This is a genomic window from Nocardia cyriacigeorgica GUH-2 (genome assembly GCF_000284035.1).
GTDB lineage: Bacteria > Actinomycetota > Actinomycetes > Mycobacteriales > Mycobacteriaceae > Nocardia > Nocardia cyriacigeorgica_B.
This window is the reverse complement of the sequence record NC_016887.1, coordinates 3372284-3390964: the sequence shown is the minus strand read 5'-3', so window position 1 is coordinate 3390964 and position 18681 is coordinate 3372284. Positions and strand designations below refer to the sequence as shown.

The window sequence follows — 18681 nt, the reverse complement described above, 5'->3', positions numbered from 1 at the left end:
TTGCTGCGCCGGGCATTCGCGTGGAGGCGTGAGGCAAGTGTTTCCAGTGGGGCTGATTCTGGCCGGTCCTGCGAGCGCACCCCGTCAGGACCAGCGGGTCATCAGGGCAGGGGCGGACAGGCCGCGGCTGGCCCGACACCACCGAAGCCGCCCGATGACCGCCATCGCCGCCGCGTCCGGGAGCGATCGCTGCGGTCACGCCCCGACCCGACCACCCCGTGCATAGCTGTGGGCGACGAAGGCGCTGCGAAGTAACCACACACCGTCAGCGCGGGTGAGGTCGAGCCCAGTGAGCTGGGCGATGCGCTTGAGCCGGTAATCGACGGTATTGGCGTGCACGTGCAGCCGGCGCGCGGTGCAGCTGCGGCTGAGGTCGCTGGCCAGATGGCAGCGCAGGGTGGTGAGGAGTTCGGGGTGGTCGTCGAGCGGGGCGAGCAGTCGTCCCAGATGTTCGCGTCCGGGTCCGGGCCGGGTGAGCTGGTATTCGAGGGCTAGATCGGTGAAATGGTGTATGCCGCTGGGCAATCCGAGGCGCTGCACCACGTCGAGGGTGGTGTGGGCGCGCTCGGCGGCCTCGGGGATCTCGGCCGTCGCAGCGGTAACCGACGCTGCGGTGATGGGTGCTCCGGCGACCCGGGAGAGTTGGCTGATCACGGCCTCGGCCGGTGGGCCGTCGACCGGGATGAGCAGCGTCCCGCCGTCATCGGAGAGGACCGCGAGCGCGCGCCCAGGGTATCGACCGGCGAGTTCGGCCTGCATCCGGCGTAGCGCACCGGATCGCCCGGGGCGGCGGTTGACCGGGGGCCGCGGCGAATCACGGCGCGACGGGATGGTCAGAGCCAGCACGTGGTATTCGTCGGCCGCCTCGATCCCGCACTGCCGTGCTTGCGTCGAGCTCGCCGTCCCCGCGAGCAGGGCGGCCGCCAAGGTCTCTTCCGGGGACGAGTGGGTGAGTGCGCGCAGCTGGAGCACGTAGGCGGAGGAGATCGTGGAGGTCAGCAGGTCGAGGGCCCGGACCGTGGTCGACGTGCGGGCGAGATAGCGCATCGGCGTCGTCGGGCCGGTCACCGTGGCGGGAGCGGGCGTAGCGAGCGCCGCGCAGACGGCTTCGTGCACGGCCTGCAAGATTTCCTCGATCGGGATGCCCCGGGCGGCGGCAGCCGCGGCGGCGTCGCTCACCCAGGCGAGTTCGGCGGCGAAATCGAGTGATTCGAGGTCGGCGTGTGCGATGCGTGCACACTGCGCCGCGATCGTGGGCAGGTCGTACGGCGTTCGCTCGGGCCCGGCCGCCGCGTGCGCACGGTGGTCGTCCGGGCGGGGTAGCAGCCCGACCGGTGGTGACTGATGCTGCGGCACCTGCGTCTCCCTCCTGCTGTGGAAGGTTCAGCGTGCCCGGCGCGCGCACCGGCGGGCATCGTCGAAACTACGTATTCGTGGCTACGTAACCTGCGTTGGCGGTGAACCAGGCCGCGATCTGGGCCCGGTTGGCGACCGCGAGCTTGGTGAGGATGTGCTGGACATGGGTATCGGCGGTGCGCACGGCGATCACCAGGCGTTCGGCGATCTCCCGGTTGGTGGCGCCGTGCGCGATCAGTTCGGCGACCTGCATTTCCCGTGGGCTGAGCGGGCATTCGCCGGCGGGGGAGTCGTCGTCGCCGAGGGCGAATCCGCGGGCGTGCTCCGGACTCATGGTGTACCCGCGCTGGTAGGCGGCATCGAATCGGCCGGCGCCGAGTGCTTGCCGCGTCTGCTGCCAGAACATCTGGTGCGGGACGGGCAGCATGATGTCGGGGTCGGCGCCGAGCCGCTCCCACGCCCAGGCGGCCGCGCCGAACAACGTCGCCGAGCGGGTGTGATCGCCGCTGAGGCAGGCGACCCAGGCGAGTTCCTCTATGTGGTAGGCGTCGCCGAACCGGCTGTCGCGCCGCCGGGTCGAGGCCAGGGCGGTGCGGGCCAGCGTGCGTGCGGTGTCGATTCGGCCGCGGCTGATCTCGATCAATGCGAGGGTGAAGTACAGCATGTCGCGGTAGTAGGTGTCGCCGGCGGCATTGCTGGCGGCGAGGGCGTCACCGATGAGGGTGAGCGCGGTGTCGATGTCGTTCATGAACACCGACAGCGCGAGGATATTGCGGGCCGCGATCGCGCCTCGCTCGTCCCCTTGGGCGTCGAAGATCTCGACCGCCACGCCCGCTAGCTCCGCGGCGCGCGCGTTATCGAGCCGGATCTTGCAGCCCTGCGCGCGGATCATCATCACCTGCGCGGACACGATGGCGTCGCCTGAGCGCTGGGCCGCCGATTCGGCTGCCGCCAGCAGGGAATCGGCGTCGTCGAGGTCGCACAGCCAGGTGGCGTGCAGCGCGGCGACGGCGAGGGCGCGACCGCGATCGGGATGGTCCGCGGCTGCATTCGCCAAGGCTCGATCCAGCCAGCTCCGGGCCTGTTTGTCCGCGCCGCGCAGCGTCCAGTACTCGGGTAGCCGGCAGGCCATCGACAGCGCGATATCAGCCTCGCCGGGAGTGTTCAGGGACCAGTCCATCGCGGCGACGATGTCGGCGTGGTCATCGCGCAGCCGCCTGATCCAGTCCTGCTGATCGGGCCCGAACCAGGCGGCGTCGGCGGTGCGGATCAGGTGGTCGAACCAGTCGCGGTGGCGGCGCGCCGCCGATTCGCGATCGCCGCCGGCGTCGAGCAGTTCTGCGGCGTACTCGCGCAGCGGGCGCAACATCCGATACCGGACGACCTCGTCGCCGTGGCGTTCGAGCAGCGATTTGTCCACCAGACTGTCGACCAGATCGATGACCGCTTCGAGGTCCGCGCAGACGTATTCGGCGGCCTCCAGATCGAAGGTGCCGGTGAAGATCGACAGCCTTTGCCAGATGGCACGTTCGGCATCGGTGCACAGCGCGAAACTCCAGTCGACCGCGGCGCGCAGCGTGCGTTGCCGTCCCGGGACGGTGCGCGCGCCCGGGGTGGACAAGGCCAGCTGCCCGGTCCAGCGTTCGAGAATCTGCCGCGGCGACAGCGACCGAACCCGGGCCGCGGCGAGTTCGATAGCGAGCGGCACGCCGTCGACGGCCCGGCACAGCCCGGCGATATCGGCGGCGTTGTCGGCGGTGAGCGTGAAATCGGCGCGAGCGGCGGCGGCGCGGTCGAGGAACAGGCGCACCGCGTCGATCTCACCCAGCGCGGACGGCGTGAGGTCGGTGGCCGGCGGAACCGGCAGCGGCGGCACCCGGAACACCTGCTCACCCGGCACACCCAGCGGTTGCCTGCTGGTGGTGAGCACGGTCAGACCCGGGCAGGCGGGCAGCAGTTCGGCCACCAGCCTCGCGCAGGGGCCGAGCAGATGCTCGCAGTTGTCGAGCACCAGCAGCGGTGGCCGCCGCGCGAGCTGGGCCCGGATCCGCGCGGTCGCCGATTCGCCGGACCGCAGCCGCACATCCAGCCGGTCGGCGATCGCGACGGCCGGATCATGCCCGGAACCGAGTTCGCCGAGTTCGACGATGACGATGCCGCTGTCCGAAGAGTGCTGCTGCGCCACCCGACGCGCCAGGCGGGTCTTGCCGATGCCGCCAGGTCCGGTCAGCGACACCAGGCGCGCGGTGCGCAGCAGGTCACCGACGGCTGCCGTCTCGTCGCGCCGGCCGACGTAACTGCTGAGGTCGGCGACGTGGCCGCCGCTGTTCACCATCCGTCGTGCGCTCCCTACCCGCGCCGGAACCGGCAGTGCCGAAGCCAGGGCGCACCGCCTCACCCAGGCGCGCAGCCTTTCGAGGTACGGCGATCTTACGTCGACCGGATGCGCGGCCGAGAGGCGTTTGCTGGCCTCAGATCCGGTCGACGGCGAAGGCGGCGGCCTCGTCGGCGAATCGGGTGTAGCGCAGATGGACATTCCAGTTGCTGCCGTCCGGGTCGCAGACGGGATCGTTGTCGTTGCACACGTCGTAGGTGCGGTCGGCGTACGGGCCGGTGATCGCCTTGCCGATGCCGCGAATCGGGTTGCCGAACAACAACAATGCGGTGATCCGCGACTGCACGCTCGCCGGCAGCGTGGCGACGATCGGCCCGCCGACCTTGGCGCCTTCACTGCTGATCCCGATGGAATTGGCGACCACATTCGCGCCCTGCGAATACCCCACCAGCACGAACTTCTGATCCGGGCAGCTCGCCGCCCGAGCCACCACATGGTCGACCAAATCACGATTGCCGGCCTGCACCGACATCGGCTGATTGGTGGTGGCGGGATAGTCGACCCGGTAGGCCGTCGTCGTGCGGGTGAGCGCGGCGTCGATCGCGTTGTACACCGGATTCCCGACCACGGTGCCCAAGTGATATTTGCTCCACGCGCCGCCGGGCTCACCGGTGCCGCGCGCCACCACCACATGAACCTCGGAACAAGTCGCCGCCGTCGCTGAACCCGCTCCACCCCCGACCGTCAACCCCGTCAACGCGGTAGCCACCAGGCCCACCGCCACACCCCGCCGCCGCATCCGGCCGTTACTCGGCATTCTCGCGCCTCTCTGTCCCGAAGCCGGAGGCTCAGTGCCTCCGTGGGGGCAACGTAAGACCGTCCGAGCTGGGCGTCTGCGCTGCTTGCGGGACACTGGACAACTCATCACGGACGCCCGGGCAACTTTTGGGTGCGCAATATTTACGCAGCGGGTACTGGACTCATGGAGCTGTGGCGCGTGTCGGCGGATGGGCCGCGCTGAGGCCGGGATTCCCATGGATCCCGCTCGGCATCGTCGTACCGCTCCCGGAGTCCGGTTCTTTGCGGCGCGCGGACAGCAGGTTTTCGGAAGCGCCCGGCGACGGCGCGAGACAGGCTGAGCGCTGGTATCGACATCGAGGAGGACCAGTGTCACGACATTTCTGGGGCCGGCTGCTGCTCGCCGCGGCCGCAGCGCTCAACCTGCTGCCGGCGGTCGCGGTGGTATCTGTCGAGCAAGCGTGCCGCGCCTATGGGCTCGACCCGGTCGACGACGACCTGCGGCTGCTCTTACGCCACCGCGGAATGCATTTCGCGATCCTGGGCGTGGGCTTGCTGGTGGCCGTGTTCCGTCCGCGGCTGCGCACTACCGCCATCGCCGCCAATGCCGTGAGCATGGCGGGGTTCATCGCGCTCGTCGCGCTGGAGCAACCGGTGGGACCGGCGCTGGTCCGCGTGGCGAAGGCGGACGCGGTCGGTCTACTGATGCTCGCCGGTGCGGCCGCCGGCTTCCGGAACCGTGCCGGTGGTCGCCGCTGAGGGGCATTGTGTTGGTGTTTGCCGCCGTATTCTTCGGCGGGATGGGGCTTTACGCCTTGCCTGCGCCCGCACTGCTGGCGCGGCCGTTTCGCTTGGCGACGGATCCGCCGGTGAGCCGATCCGAAGAGACCGTCGTCGCCGCGGCGCCGACGGCGGGGAGCCCATGTTCGAAGTCGCCGAGGCACTCCCGGGGCGAGCGCCTCGGCGACTTCGCGGCCGGGGCTACGTCGACGCCGCGCGCCGCCGCACATGCTCACGCTCCCCGGCGCATCGCCTGACTCACTCTTGGCGTTTGGTGAACACGCGCTCGAGCAGATCGCGCAGTTGGGTGCGCTCGGCGTCGCTGAGTCGGTCCAGGCCGTCGCGGGTTCGGTGCATTTTGGCGCGGATCGCGTCGGTGATCTGTTCGCCATCGGGTGTGATGACGAGGTTGGTGACGCGGCGATCGACGGCGCTGGGCTCGCGGCGCACGAGGCCGCGTTTCTCCAGGCGGTTGATGATTCCGGTCACGTTGGAGGCGTCGCAGGACAGGGCGTCGGCGAGTGCGCGCATCGCGACCGGGCCGCGGCGCAATGCGGTGAGCGTTTTGGCTTGGCTTGCCGTGAGATTCTCGCTGGCGGCCGCGAGCGTGAAGTCCCCGTAGTACGCGCCCAGTGATACCGCCAGCAGCTCCATGAGCTGGGCGGTGTCGACGCGGAGAGCTTCGGTCATGTGACCAGCCTATCCGCAGAAACTTGACTATCTCAAATACTTACCCTTAGCGTGGCCATTGCTTGAAGTACTCAACCATTGACATTGGCAAGTAAAACCAGGAGTGTGCAGTGACCATCACCGCGTCCGAGGCCTCCCGCACCGCGGAGGTCCTGTCCCGGCCCGTCGCGCTGAACGGCCTCACCGTCCCGAACCGCATCGCCATGGCGCCGATGACCCGCATGTTCTCGCCCGGTGGTGTTCCCGGTGACGACGTGCGGTCCTATTACGCGCGCCGTGCCGCCGCCGGCGTCGGCCTGATCGTCACCGAGGGCACCTATATCGGCCACGAGTCGGCCGGGCAGAGCGACCGGGTGCCCCGGTTCCACGGCGAGGAGCAGCTGGCGGGCTGGGCGAAGGTTGCCGCGGACGTGCACGCGGCCGGCGGCACCATCGTGCCGCAGCTGTGGCACATCGGCATGGTCCGCAACCAGGGCGAGGCGCCCTACCCCGATGCCCCGGCTGTCGGTCCGTCCGGTATCCGGGTCGACGGCACCGAGGGCTCGGGTAAAGCCATGACCCAGGCCGACCTGGACGACGTCATCGGCGCCTTCGCCGAGGCCGCGGCGGCCGCCGAGCGCATCGGCTTCGACGGCGTCGAATTGCACGGCGCCCACGGCTATCTCATCGACCAGTTCCTGTGGGAACGCACCAACCGCCGCACCGATGGGTACGGCGGCGACGCGGTGGCGCGGACCCGGTTCGCCGCCGAGATCGTGGCGGCCGTGCGCGCGGCCGTCTCGCCCGAGTTCCCGGTGATCTTCCGGTACTCGCAGTGGAAGCAGGACGCCTACGATGCCCGCCTCGCCGACACCCCGCAGGACCTCGAGGCGATCCTGGCCCCGCTGGTCGCCGCCGGCGTCGACGCCTTCCACGCCTCCACCCGCCGCTACTGGATCCCGGAGTTCGACGGCTCGGACCTGAACCTCGCGGGCTGGACCAAGAAACTCACGGGCAAGCCCACCATCACCGTCGGCTCCGTCGGCCTGGATGGTGACTTCCTGCACGCGTTTCGCGGCGTCGGCGCCGAACTCGGCAGCATCGACAACCTCCTCGACCGACTCGAACGCGACGAATTCGACCTCGTCGCCGTCGGCCGCGCCCTGCTCCAGGACCCGGAGTGGGCGTCGAAGGTCCTCGCGGGACGAACCGACGAGCTGAAGCCCTACGATGCGGCGGCGCTGAAGACGTTGAGTTAACGGCCGCTGGCACTCGCCGGGTATCGGGGCCGCCATCGACCTCGATACCCGGTGGACGGTATTCGCGCCCGGCCATCATGACGCACGCTGCGTCGGAGCGGCCGGTGTTGCGACTTCGCCGGCTGATCGCACAACCTTGCGTGGATCGGCCCGTTCCTCAGTAGTCCAGGGCGTGTTCGGGTTGGCAGACGTGCATCGGCGACGGCAGATACCGGACGACGGCGTCCAGTAGTGGGGCGATGTGGTGGTGGGCGGTCGTATCGCACAGGACCGGGGCGGCGTCGCCGATCTGGGTGAGGTGGCGGACGCGGTCGTGCAGCTGTTCGGAAGGAAATTTGCGAAGGTCAGCGTCGCCCGGGTCGGTGGCTGGCAGTACCGAGACCACCAGATCGCGGCGCAACTGCTCGATTTGCGAGTGGATACCGTGAAAACCGGACCCGATCAGCTCGGTCATACACATCAGGTCGATGACGCCGTCGAACTCGGTGCCGATGCCGTCGGGAATGTGCAGCGGCAAGGGTGCTGCTCCGTGGATGTCTGCGATGGTGCGGACGCAGCGGTCGAAATCGGCGCCGGGATGGTCGAGCCCGGTCACCAGGCACAGGCGTGCGACCTGGTGGTCGTCGGCAATCCGCAGGATCGCTTCGAGTCGGGTGCTGCTCGTCGAGGCGGCGTTCATCACCGCGATCACCCCGTCGGCAACCCGGATGCCGCGTTCCAGGCTCGCGATGGGTGCACGGCTCGACAGCTCGGCGATCCGAATCGTGTGCTCGCGGCGGTCGGTCACCCACTGGATCGCGGCGGTAGTGCCGGTCCCGGTTCTGGTGAAACCGCGCAGCAGACGGTGGACGACGCGCGCCGTATCGTCGGGCTCCCCGACGACGGTGACATTGCGAATCGTCTGTGGGTCAATGAGTTCGGTGCCCATCGTGTGGTGCTCTCCAGATCGACGCCAGGGTGCAGTCGTCTACCCCGATCTGGCCTCACGGTACCGGCGCTCGCGCATCGATGACGCCGAATTTGCGCCCAAAATAGAACGTGTTCCTATAACGTCGGCTGCGTGCAGAAAGAACAACGCCCCGCCGTGGCCGACTGGTTCACCGCCGACGACGGCACGGTGCGCCTGAAGGGAAGCCGCTGCACGACCTGCGGCACGCCGTACTTCCCGCGCAACACCCTGGCCTGCCGGAACCCGCAGTGCGCCGGCCCCAAGGACGGCTCCGAACTGGCCGAATACCTGTTCTCCACCCGCGGCCGGATCTGGTCGTACGCCGATGCCCGATACAAACCGCCGGCGCCGTACGTGTCGCCCGATCCGTTCGAGCCGTACGTGGTGGCGGCGGTGGAACTCGAGGTCGAGCAGATGGTGATCCTCGGGCAGGTGGTGCGCGGCCTGACCGTCGACGATCTGGCCGTCGGTATGCCGGTCGAGCTGACCCTCGGCGTGCTGTACGAGGACGAGGACGCCGAGCACACGGTGTGGATGTGGAGGCCGGTCGATGCCTGAGACCAATGACCGCGATATCGCCGTCCTCGGTGCGGGGATGCACCAGTGGGGCAAATGGGGGCGCAACTTCGTCGAATACGGCCTGGTAGCGGCGCGGGCGGCGCTGGCCGACGCGGGCGTGGACCACCGCGACGTCGACTACATCGCCGGCGCCGACACCATCCGCAACGGGTACCCCGGTTTCGTCGCCGGCGCCACGTTCGCGCAGGCGCTGGGCTGGTCCGGTGCGCGGATCTCGAGCAGCTACGCCGCCTGCGCGTCAGGCGCCCAAGCCATCGCCAACGCGCGCGCCCAGATTCTGGCCGGCTTGTGCGAGGTCGCCCTGGTGGTCGGCGCGGACGCCGCTCCGAAGGGCTTCTTCCAGCCCGTCGGCGGTGAACGCCGCGACGACCCCGACTGGCTGCGCTTCCACCTGCTCGGCGCGACCAACCCCATCTATTTCGCGCTGTACGCTCGCCGCCGGATGGCGTTGCACGGCGCCACCCTCGACGATTTCGCCGCGGTAAAGGTGAAGAACGCCCGGCACGGCCTGAACAACCCGTATGCCCGCTACCGCAAAGAGGTTTCGGCCGAGGAAGTCGCCGCCTCCGCCATCGTCTCCGACCCGCTGCGTCTACTCGACATCTGCGCCACCAGCGACGGCGGTGCCGCCCTCGTGCTGACGTCCATGGACTACGCCCGCCGCCACGGCATCACCGATCCCGTGCGCATCAAGGCGCTGTCCACGGTCACGCCGACCTTCCCCAAAACCGTGCTCGACCTACCCGATTTCGCCACCGACTCCGCCGTGGCCGTCGAACCGCCGCCCCGCGAATTCCGTTCCGCCGTAGCGCATGCCGCCTACGAGGAAGCCGGCCTCGGCCCCGACAACCTGTCCCTCGCGGAGGTCTACGACCTGTCCACCGCGCTGGAACTCGACTGGTACGAGGACATCGGCCTCTGCGACAAAGGCGGCGCCGAAGACCTCTTACGCAGCGGCGCAACCACCTTGGGCGGCCGCATCCCGGTGAACCCGAGCGGCGGCCTGGCCTGCTTCGGCGAAGCCATCCCCGCCCAAGCCATCGCCCAGGTCTGCGAACTCACCTGGCAATTGCGCGGGCAGGCCGACGGGCGTCAAGTGGAGGATGCGCGTGCGGGTATCGCGGTGAACCAGGGTCTGTTCGGTCACGGATCGGCCATCATCGCCACCCGCTGAACAGGCTCACCGGCGAGATACTCGACGTCGGTCGAAGAGCGTGTTTTGGCCACAGTCCGCGGCGTGGCCCCTGGCTTCCGAGTCGCGGGCCACTCCGCGGGGCTCGCGCTTCTCAGTCGGGGCCACGCCCCGGGGCTCGGGCTTCTCAGTCGGGGGCCAAAGCGCGGGGCTCAGGCGTGCCCTAGGACAGCTTCGGCCCTTTGGCACGTAGGTCGTCGACGGCGCCCATCGCGTCGCGTAGTTCGTTCAACCAGCTCTCCGCGTGTTCGCCGACCAGGCGCACAGCCCAGGCGAGGGCGTCCGCGCGGGAGCGGGCCACGCCTGCGTCGACGAGGGTGTCGAGGACGAGGCGTTCGGGCTGCCGGAGACGGGTCATCACCGGTGCGGACAGCGTCGTGAACAGTTCGATGGTGTCGCCGATGCGTGCGCCCCACGCGACCTTGCGCTGATAGCGATGCTCGGCCTGGCGCGCGATCTCGATGCGCTGCTCGCGCGTCTCCTCGCGGAACCGGCTGATCCGGCCCGATTCGGCGGCCGCGCGTGCCGCCTCGTCGGCGAACTCGCCCTCCGGGGGCGGTAGTTCGCCGACGATGACGATCTCATCGCGGTCCACCGTGACGGTGGGGGAGCCGGTGAACCAGCCCTCCGGCAGTCTGCCGGCGAACCAGGCCGCCGCGTCCTGCGCGCCCGGCACGTCCTGCTGCCAGCCACCTTTGCCCTGCCATCCACGGCCGCCGTGCCAATTACGTCCCATGATGCTCACCGCCATGATTACATGATTACGTCACTACTGACGTTACGCCTGAAAGCAGGCGAAGGCGAGCAGTTGTTCGGTCATCGGTTCGGGAACGAGCCGACCAGACCGCCGTCGACGACGAGGTCCTGGCCGGTGATGTAGGAGGCGTCGTCGGAGGCGAGGAAGGCCACCGCGGCGGCGACTTCGGCGGCGTGGCCGATGGTGCCGAGCGGAACCTGTGCGGCGTTGTTGGCGTCGGCGTCCGGGTCGGTGTTGGCGTCGCGGTACATCTCGGTGTCGATGTAGCCGGGGCTGACGGAGTTGACCCGGATGCCGCGCGGAGCCAGGCCGGAGCCGAGGGTGCGGGCCAGGTTGTGGACGGCGGCCTTGGTGGCGGAGTAGATCGAGGCGACCGGCAGGCCGCGGTACAGCGTCCAGGAGGCGTTGAGGACGATCGCGCCGCCTTCGCGCATCAGCGGAAGAGCCTTCTGCACGGTGAAGAACACGCCCTTGAAGTTGACGTCGATGGATTGGTCGACATCGGCCTCGGTCAGCTCGGTGCTGGGTTTGAAGATCCCGGTACCGGCATTGGCGAAGACGGCGTCGAGGTGGCCGCGCCAGGTATGGATCGACCGCATCAGGGCATCGAGGTCGCCGAGGTCGGCCACGTCGGCGCAGACGGTCAGCACGCGTGGCCCGGCGTCGAGTTCGGTTGCGGCGCGCTGCAACCGGGCGTCATCGCGTCCGGTGATGACGACGTAGGCACCTTCGTCGAGCAGGCGCCGGGCGGTCGCCAGGCCCATGCCCGAGGTGCCGCCGGTGATCAGGACAGTGCGGTTCGTGAATCGCTGCATGCGAATGATCCTGCGCGGGGGAGTGGGATCGCAGCAGTGCGCAACGAACATGGGTCTGACAACACCACCCTCCCGGGCGAACGCAACCGTGTCCGCGGAGCCCGTTGACCCGGACACCATGCGCCGGGTGAGTGCCGCCGTACTCAGCTCGCCGACGGCCATCCCCGATCGGCCAGAGCTATCCCACGGCAGCTCCGAGTAGGGTGACCAGCCGACTCTCGGTCTCCGTGCCCGCCGCCGGGGTGTGCAGCAGCAGACGATGTCCCGGCAGGTCGGGCAGCAGCATGGTCGTGTAGTCGAAGACCAGTTCGCCGGCCTCCGGATGAGCGACGACCTTGGTGCCGGTCGCGGTGTCCCGAACCTCGTGCTCGGCCCAGATCTCGGCGAATTCCGCACTGACCGAACACATGTCGGAGGCGAGCCGCCCGAACTCCGGATCCTCCGGATACCGGGCGGCGTCGGCCCGGAACTGGGCGACGATGGCCCGCGCGGCATCATGCCGATGGCTCAGCGACGAGCGGTAGCGACTGCTGGTGAAGAAGGTGACCAGGCAGTTGTGGTCGTCCTCGCCGTACCCGAACACCAGCCCGGCCGCGCGGTTGACCGCCACCAGGTTCCAATGCCGGTCCAACAGATACGCCGGGCGCGGCAACCACGAGTCGATCAGCCGCCGCAACTCCTCCGGCACCGGACGGGCCTCCGGCACCGGCGGCGGCGGATTCAGCCCCGCCAGCAGATACAAATGCGCCCGCTCGGCCGCATCCAAGCGCAACACCCGCGCGATCGCATCCAGCACATCCCCGGAGACGTTGATCTCCCGCCCTTGCTCGAGCCAGGTGTACCAGGAGACGCCGACGCCGGCTAGCACGGCAACTTCTTCCCTACGCAAGCCCGGGGTCCGCCGTCCGCGAGTGTCTCCAACGGCCAGTCCGGCCTCATCCGGGGAAACTCGTGCTCGCCGGGACCGCAGGAACTCCTTGATCTCGGCGCTCCGCCGAGCCCGCGCCTCGGTGGGAAGCTTGGTCGACCTCATGCCGACGATCGTATGTGCAGTGGATCGGGAGGCCTGCCGTCACCGCGGGCCGCGGAGCGTGACCGCCAGAACTCGACGCTTCGATACCACCTCGGTGGGTTTCACGCGAGCTCGCGCAGGTACCGGCACACTTCGTCGATCGCTCGCCCCGCCTGTTCGAACACCGCGACCTCGGTGAGGAAGCCGTGGAAGACGCCGGTGTATCTGGTCGACGTCACCGCGACGCCGTCGCCGCGTAGCCGTGTCGCGTAGGCCTCGGCGTCGTCGCGGAGAGGGTCGACTTCGGCGGTGATGACCAAGGCGGATGGCAGGTTTCGCAGTGAGTCGGCGCGCATGGGGGCGGCGAGCGGATCGCCGCCGGGGTGGGTGGCGCCGACGTACTGCGCCCATAACCAACGCGCGTCCGGAGTGCTGAGCATGGGGGCATCGGCGAAGTCCGTCCATGACGGTCGGGAGAAGGTGTCGTCGACGGCCGGGTAGGCGAGTATCTGCGCCACGGGCTGAGGCGCGCCCTCGGCGCGGCGATACAGACACAGGGCCGCGGCCAGATTGCCGCCTGCGGAGTCGCCGCCGATAGCGATCCGATCCGGATCGATGCCCAGCGCAGCAGCCGAACTCCATAGCCACTCGTAGGCGTCGACGCAGTCGTATAGCGCTGCCGGGTACGGATTTTCGGGCGCCAGACGGTATTCGAGGGAGATCACGGTCCATCCGGAGCCGGCGGCAATCGCGCGGCACAGCTCGTCGGCGCCGTCCAGGGTGCCGAGAACGAACCCACCGCCGTGCAGATAGACGAGGGCGGGACGGGCGGCTTCGACGTCATCCGCACGGTAGAGGCGGGCCCTGATCCGGCCCGCGCGCGTCGGTATGGTCATTTGACCAACATGAGACAGTGGGGTGATCGGGTCCGCGGACGGCGTGGAGTTCACCAGCGCGCGGGCCCGCTCGGGCCCCAGCTCACGCAGGGGTTTCGGCAGCATCTGGGCGACCGTGCGGGCCACGCCGGCGGCCTGGTCGTCGAGCAGATTCCACCAGTCGGGAGCCGCATCGTTCATCGGGGAACCTCACTGTTCGTTGACAAGAAGTGATCTGTGCCTCACTATCATAGTCATATGATCCAGACGAGTGATCATGAGTCTCCGTTTCTGTGGGATCCGCTGTCGACGCTCTACCGCGCACACGATCTCGTCGCATCGAAAGGACAACACAATGACCGAAACGACGATCGATCCCGCCCTGCGCGGGGCCGACGCGGTCGGCGGGGTCGACATCCGGATCGAGGACGACGCAAGTCCGATCGTCCGGCTGATCGCCCGGACCATTGCCGACTCCCTCCGCGCCGACAGCTCGCTGCTGCCGGCCGGGTTGACCGGCGCGATCGCGATCCGTTCCCACGACACCCCGCAGGCGGCCACGATCACCCTCGCCGACGGTGCGATCGCGGTGTCGGGAGGTGTGTTCGTCGAGCCCGATCTCGACGCGACCGTTGACCTCAACCAGTTCTTCGCCCCGGTCGGTGAACCCGTCGGCTCGGCGGAGTTCGCGGCGGTGGCCCTCGCCCTGCTGTCGCCGCCGCTGCCGGACTGGAAGAGCGCCGCCCTGAGCTTCTGGGACAAGGCCCGCTCGGTCCCCGGCATCCCGGACGTGCTGATCGCTGCCACCGAGGGTTCCGACGGCGTGGATCAGGTCGTGGTGGGCGAGGGGGAAAGCCACTACGTCATCGCGGGGCCGCCGGATCTGCTGGCCGCCGTCTTCACCGGCGCGGTCGATCTGCTGGCCGCCCTGTCCACCGGTCTCATGGGCGTGCGCGGCACGCTCTCGCAGCTGTCGGTGCTGGTCGCCGCATCCTGGAAGGTTCGTTACGATGTCTGAACTCGCCACTGCCGCAACGACTCTCGATCCCGGCGTGCACACCGTCCGGATCGAGTCGACCAACCACGACGGCTCGTTCCACGGCAAGAACATCGCGCCGTCGAAGTTCGCCGCGTGTGCGGACTCGGGTTTCGCGATGGCCGACCTGCTGTTCGGCCTCGACCTCGGCAACGCGCCGACGCTCGGTTTCGCCTACCCCGACTGGCGTGGTCATCTTGCCGATCTGCAGTTCCGGCCCGACATGTCGACGCTGGTGCAGTGGGCACCCGGTGTGCAGTCGGTGATCGGTGACTATTGGCAGCCCAACGGTTCCCCGATCGGCACCTGTCCGCGTAATCTCGCGCGGGCGATGGTCGACCGGCTCGCGGCCCGTGGTTTCACCGCTACCGTCGCGGTCGAGATCGAAGCCACCCTGTTTCAGGAGTCGGTACACGAGGCGAGGGCGAAGGGCTACCGCGATCTGACCCCGCTCGGCGGGTCCGCGGGCACCGCCTACAACCTGGCCAAGTCGAAGGACTGGGTCGACTACATGTCGGCGGTCGCGCGGCGGCTCGAGCAGATCGGCATCGAGTGGGAGGCCTGGAGCGACGAGGACGCGGCCGGCCAGGTCGAGCTCAATCTCGTTCCCGCCGACCCGATCTCGGTGTGCGACAACTGGGCCCGCGCCCGTCAGGTGATGCGCGAGGTGGCCTTCGAACTCGGTCACACCGTCACCTTCATGGCCAAGCCGACCGCCGGTTACGGCCAGGCCTCGCACGTCAACCTGTCGCTGCAGCGCGACGGCGTCAACGCGTTCTACGCCGCCGACGGGCCGTCGGACACCATGCGGCACGCGGTCGCCGGCCTGCTCGCGACGATGCGTGGCGCGACGTCGGTGATGCTTCCGCAGATCACCTCCTACCGTCGTCTGGTCGATCTGAGCGGTCCGCCCACCACGGTGACCTGGGGTATCGCCAACAAGACGACCGCGGTGCGCGCGGTCTGCGCTCACCCGAAATACTCCCGTCTCGAGTACCGCGTTCCGGGTGCCGACGCCAACCTGTACCTCGCGGTCGCGACGATTCTGGCGGGCGTGATCGCCGGGATCGACGGCAAGCTCGAACCGGCCGACCCGGTCAGCGATATGGCCTGGTGCGCGCCCGATCTCGAACGGTTGCCCGACACCATCACCAAGGCCGCCGACGCGCTCGAGTCGGACCTGATCCTGCGTGAGCAACTGGGCGACGAGTTCGTCGACTACTGGGTGGGTACGCGCCGGTGGGAATGGATGCAGTTCCACACCACCGGTGGCGATCCGTTCGCCGAGCTGTCGGAGTGGGAGTCCAGCCGCTACTTCGAGTTCCCGTGAGCGCCGGACACGCGGAACGGGTGCGACCGCTCATCGGTTTGACCGGCCGGCGCTTCCGGATGGAGCTGATCAATGGCGGTCACCCGGGTTACGGACACCGCCTCACCGACAGCTTCATCTCCGGTTTCGCCGCCGCCATCACGCGCGCCGGCGGGGTACCGGTCATGCTGCCCTACGACGCCGACCCTGCCGCGCTCGGCTATTGGCTCAGCGGTGTCGTGATCACCGGTGGTCAGGATGTGCATCCGCGGTGCTGGGGCGGTGACGAGTCGGTGGTCGGCGAGGTCGATCCGGTACTGGACCCCTCGGTCCACGACGTCAACCGGGACGAGTTCGAGATCGCGTTGACGCGGGTCGCACTCGAGCGCGAGATTCCGTTGCTCGGCGTATGCCGAGGCATGCAGGTGCTCAACGTGACTCTCGGCGGCACCCTGATTCCCGACTTGCCCGGCGGGCCGGTGCGTCACCTCATGGCGACGGGGCCGCTGTCGGACGGTGAACCCGAGCACGTCGTCACGTTCGATGCGGGCACGATCGCCCAGAAGGTGTTCGGCGATCGCCTGGTGACCAACTCCTGGCACCATCAGGCGATCGACACCTGTGGCGCCGGATTGGTGGTCACCGGCCGCACCGGCGACGGTGTCGCCGAATCCGTCGAGCTGCCGGGTGCCCCCGTGCTCGGCGTGCAGTGGCATCCGGAGTGGATGGTCACCGATGACGGCGCGCTGCGCTGGCTGGTCGAGGCGGCCGCCGGGCGACGCTGATCGCTCGAGAACCGCTGTGGCCGTTACTATTCCGGTGACAGCCACAGCGGCGCGGTCAGTTCGTGCGCACCCAGGAGACCAGTGACCGCATCGTCGGCTCGGGTGTGGTGTCGGCCGGCGCGGTTGCTTGTGCGGCGGTGTTGCCGAGATTGGCCGCCATCCACGCGTCGAGCACGCCGAGAGTCAGCTCGACCTGCGCACGCGCCGCGTCGGCGTCGCTGAACACCAGCCAGTTGAGAGCGAACCCGTCCGATAGTGCCGAGACGACGTAGATCAGCTGATCGATCGTGTCCGGCTCGAGCGGCCGGCCCGAGGCGGTTGTGGTGCCCTCCAGGATCGTGCGCATGGTGGCATAGGCCTCGGTGTAAACGACCTCGGCCTGCTCGCCCTCCCGCTGACCCCAGCTGATCAGCTCGAGGATGGTCGCACCGAAGTCCGGGTTCTCCAGGTACCAGTGCAGGACACCGCGCAACAGGCCCCGGGCGGTGCTCTGGGCGTCGCTGTGGACATCGCTGCGGTTCAGCACATCCCGGTATTCGCCGGCCAGATACTCGAAGACTGCGGCGAACAGCAGCTCCTTGGTGGCGAAGCAATAGTGCAAGGTGGCCAGGGGAGCGTTGGCTTCTTCGGCGATGCGGCGCGTGGTGGCTCCATCCACCCCGCGAGCGGCGATCACGCGCACGGCCGCGGCCACCAGTTCGGCGCGACGTTCGGCAGCGGGGACGCGAGCCATGCGATTCTCCTGTCGGATAGATCTGAACGTTTGATCAAGTCATGCTCGAGATTACCAGCACGAGCAGCCCCGCGACGAGCGCGCGAGCCAAAGCGTGTCCCAAAATGTAGGTCAACCGCCTTGATCAGATGACCCACTTCGGCTACCTTTATGGCAGGCCTCACATATCCACTCGCCTGGCGGCGTCGAATTCCCCGCCCTGGCGTGCCGGACCCATCGAAAACCGCACATGGTGGCGAACCCCGGAACAGGCCACCGCCCGGCGGCTGCAAGGCCGATCGACGGCCTTCCACCTGCTCTCCGCGAAGAGGATGACATGACCAACGTCGCACCGATCCAGTCCGAACGCTCGAGTGTGCTCGCGCGTCTGGCCGAGGATCCGCCGATCGGCACACTCACCGGACTGCTGGCCGAACAGGCGCGCCGCCGTCCCGGCCACGAGTTCCTCCGGTTCGCGGACCGATCGTGGACCTTCGCCGAGATCGACGAGTGGACCACGAGACTGGCTCGGCGACTGATCGCCGAGGACGGAGTCTGGCCGGGCGACCGCGTCGCGATCATGCTGCCCAACGTGGTGCAGTGGCCGGTTGCCTGGCTGGCCGTGCTCAAGGCGGGCGCGGTGACCGTTCCGGTCAACTCCTCGTATCAGCGGGCGGACCTGGAATTCGTGCTGCGAGATTCCGGCGCCCGGGTCCTGGTCACCGACGCCGAGCACGCCCCACTGGCCGAGCAGGTGCGTGCGGAGAACAGCGAACTGGCCGGTATCCGCATCATCCATGCCGGCACACCCGGCGACCTCACGGCGTATCCCGCGGACCCGCCCGCGGTGGACATCGCCGGCGAGACGTTGGCGAACCTTCAATACACCTCGGGGACAACAGGATTTCCCAAGGCCTGCATGCTCACCCACGACTACTGGACTCGGCTCGGCTGGGTGTGCGCGAACGCCGCCGGACTCGGCGCCGACGACGTGGCGCTCACCTCGCAGCCGTTCTCCTACATGGATCCGCAGTGGAACACCGCGCTGTGCCTGACGATCGGGGCGCCGCTGGTGGTGCTGCCGCGGTTCTCCGCCTCCGGTTTCATGGCCGACGTCCGCAAGCACCGGGCCACGTTCTGTTACGTGCTCGGTTCCATGCCGACGCTGCTGTTCAAGCAGCCGCCCCACCCCGCAGGACCGCGACAACGACCTGCGCATCGTGCTGTGCTCGGCCATCCCCGCCGCGCTGCACGCCGAGTTCGAACAGCGATGGAGCGCACCGTGGCGGGAGATCTTCGGGATGACCGAGACCGGAGTCGACCTGGTGAGCCTGCCGGAAGCCACCGAGGACGTCGGCAGCGGACGGCTGGGCCGGCCGGTGCCGACCAAGCGGGTCCGGGTGGTCGATGCCCAGGGTCGCCAGGTCGGCGACGGCGAATCCGGTGAACTGATCACCTCGGGA

17 protein-coding genes and 1 pseudogene are annotated in these 18681 nt (G+C 68.8%); 8 read left to right on the top strand and 10 right to left on the bottom strand.

Translation table 11 applies throughout. The annotated features are described in order from the left end of the window. Positions 1–195: 195 nt before the first annotated feature. The 3 genes from NOCYR_RS15145 to NOCYR_RS15135 form a co-directional block, all read right to left on the bottom strand. Positions 196–1356 carry a PucR family transcriptional regulator gene (locus NOCYR_RS15145; protein ID WP_014351258.1) on the bottom strand — a complete coding sequence of 387 codons (1161 nt, stop codon included), beginning with the start codon at positions 1354–1356 and terminating at the stop codon, positions 196–198. Positions 1357–1423: 67 nt separating this feature from the next. After that, positions 1424–3691, bottom strand: a complete 2268-nt coding sequence (locus tag NOCYR_RS15140; protein WP_014351257.1) for an ATP-binding protein — start codon at positions 3689–3691, stop codon at positions 1424–1426. Between the two features lie 136 nt (positions 3692–3827). Beyond that, positions 3828–4490: a cutinase family protein gene (locus tag NOCYR_RS15135; RefSeq protein WP_048833411.1), complete on the bottom strand. Its 663-nt coding sequence runs from the start codon at positions 4488–4490 to the stop codon at positions 3828–3830. A 368-nt stretch (positions 4491–4858) separates the two neighbouring features. Between NOCYR_RS15135 and NOCYR_RS15130 the strand changes: the two genes are divergently transcribed. After that, entirely contained in the window at positions 4859–5248 is a 390-nt protein-coding gene (locus NOCYR_RS15130; protein WP_014351255.1) for a hypothetical protein, read from the top strand. Between the two features lie 279 nt (positions 5249–5527). Here NOCYR_RS15130 and NOCYR_RS15120 read toward each other — a convergent pair whose 3' ends face one another. Further along, complete coding sequence (locus NOCYR_RS15120) at positions 5528–5959, bottom strand: MarR family winged helix-turn-helix transcriptional regulator (RefSeq protein ID WP_014351254.1); 432 nt, start codon at positions 5957–5959, stop codon at positions 5528–5530. Between the two features lie 110 nt (positions 5960–6069). Between NOCYR_RS15120 and NOCYR_RS15115 the strand changes: the two genes are divergently transcribed. Beyond that, complete coding sequence (locus tag NOCYR_RS15115) at positions 6070–7197, top strand: NADH:flavin oxidoreductase (RefSeq protein WP_014351253.1); 1128 nt, start codon at positions 6070–6072, stop codon at positions 7195–7197. Between the two features lie 157 nt (positions 7198–7354). Here the strand turns inward: NOCYR_RS15115 and NOCYR_RS15110 are convergent, their stop codons facing one another. Then, the gene (locus NOCYR_RS15110; protein WP_014351252.1) at positions 7355–8125 is read right to left on the bottom strand and encodes a GTP-binding protein; all 771 of its coding nucleotides are present in this window, start codon (positions 8123–8125) and stop codon (positions 7355–7357) included. Positions 8126–8281: 156 nt separating this feature from the next. On the opposite strand from NOCYR_RS15110, the gene NOCYR_RS15105 reads away from it, so the two are divergent. Beyond that, positions 8282–8704 (top strand): Zn-ribbon domain-containing OB-fold protein, encoded by a 423-nt coding sequence (locus tag NOCYR_RS15105; RefSeq protein WP_014351251.1) that lies wholly within the window; start codon positions 8282–8284, stop codon positions 8702–8704. After that, positions 8697–9899 (top strand): lipid-transfer protein, encoded by a 1203-nt coding sequence (locus tag NOCYR_RS15100; RefSeq protein ID WP_014351250.1) that lies wholly within the window; start codon positions 8697–8699, stop codon positions 9897–9899. The genes NOCYR_RS15105 and NOCYR_RS15100 overlap by 8 nt, the downstream gene beginning before the upstream one ends. Positions 9900–10080: 181 nt before the next feature. Here the strand turns inward: NOCYR_RS15100 and NOCYR_RS15095 are convergent, their stop codons facing one another. The 4 genes from NOCYR_RS15095 to NOCYR_RS15080 form a co-directional block, all read right to left on the bottom strand. After that, positions 10081–10668, bottom strand: a complete 588-nt coding sequence (locus NOCYR_RS15095) for a hypothetical protein (protein WP_014351249.1) — start codon at positions 10666–10668, stop codon at positions 10081–10083. 65 nt (positions 10669–10733) lie between these two features. Further along, a complete protein-coding gene (locus NOCYR_RS15090; RefSeq protein ID WP_014351248.1) occupies positions 10734–11489 on the bottom strand; it encodes an SDR family NAD(P)-dependent oxidoreductase in 756 nt (251 codons plus the stop codon). Positions 11490–11667: 178 nt separating this feature from the next. After that, on the bottom strand, positions 11668–12522 hold the full coding sequence (locus NOCYR_RS15085; RefSeq protein WP_048833409.1) for a helix-turn-helix transcriptional regulator: 855 nt from the start codon (positions 12520–12522) through the stop codon (positions 11668–11670). Positions 12523–12623: 101 nt separating this feature from the next. Next, complete coding sequence (locus NOCYR_RS15080) at positions 12624–13577, bottom strand: alpha/beta hydrolase (RefSeq protein ID WP_014351246.1); 954 nt, start codon at positions 13575–13577, stop codon at positions 12624–12626. Positions 13578–13731: 154 nt separating this feature from the next. Between NOCYR_RS15080 and NOCYR_RS15075 the strand changes: the two genes are divergently transcribed. Genes NOCYR_RS15075 through NOCYR_RS15065 form a run of 3 tightly spaced genes read left to right on the top strand, consistent with a single transcriptional unit; the run spans position 13732 to position 16506 of the window. Next, complete coding sequence (locus NOCYR_RS15075) at positions 13732–14394, top strand: hypothetical protein (RefSeq protein WP_014351245.1); 663 nt, start codon at positions 13732–13734, stop codon at positions 14392–14394. Then, positions 14387–15742 (top strand): glutamine synthetase family protein, encoded by a 1356-nt coding sequence (locus tag NOCYR_RS15070; protein ID WP_048833408.1) that lies wholly within the window; start codon positions 14387–14389, stop codon positions 15740–15742. The genes NOCYR_RS15075 and NOCYR_RS15070 overlap by 8 nt, the downstream gene beginning before the upstream one ends. After that, the gene (locus NOCYR_RS15065) at positions 15739–16506 is read left to right on the top strand and encodes a gamma-glutamyl-gamma-aminobutyrate hydrolase family protein (RefSeq protein ID WP_014351243.1); all 768 of its coding nucleotides are present in this window, start codon (positions 15739–15741) and stop codon (positions 16504–16506) included. Before NOCYR_RS15070 ends, NOCYR_RS15065 begins: the two co-directional genes overlap by 4 nt. Positions 16507–16561: 55 nt before the next feature. Here the strand turns inward: NOCYR_RS15065 and NOCYR_RS15060 are convergent, their stop codons facing one another. Next, the gene (locus NOCYR_RS15060; RefSeq protein ID WP_014351242.1) at positions 16562–17239 is read right to left on the bottom strand and encodes a TetR/AcrR family transcriptional regulator; all 678 of its coding nucleotides are present in this window, start codon (positions 17237–17239) and stop codon (positions 16562–16564) included. A gap of 229 nt (positions 17240–17468) precedes the next feature. Between NOCYR_RS15060 and NOCYR_RS30490 the strand changes: the two are divergent. Next, positions 17469–18645: pseudogene (locus tag NOCYR_RS30490) on the top strand (AMP-binding protein); the annotation flags it as partial. Positions 18646–18681 lie beyond the last annotated feature (36 nt).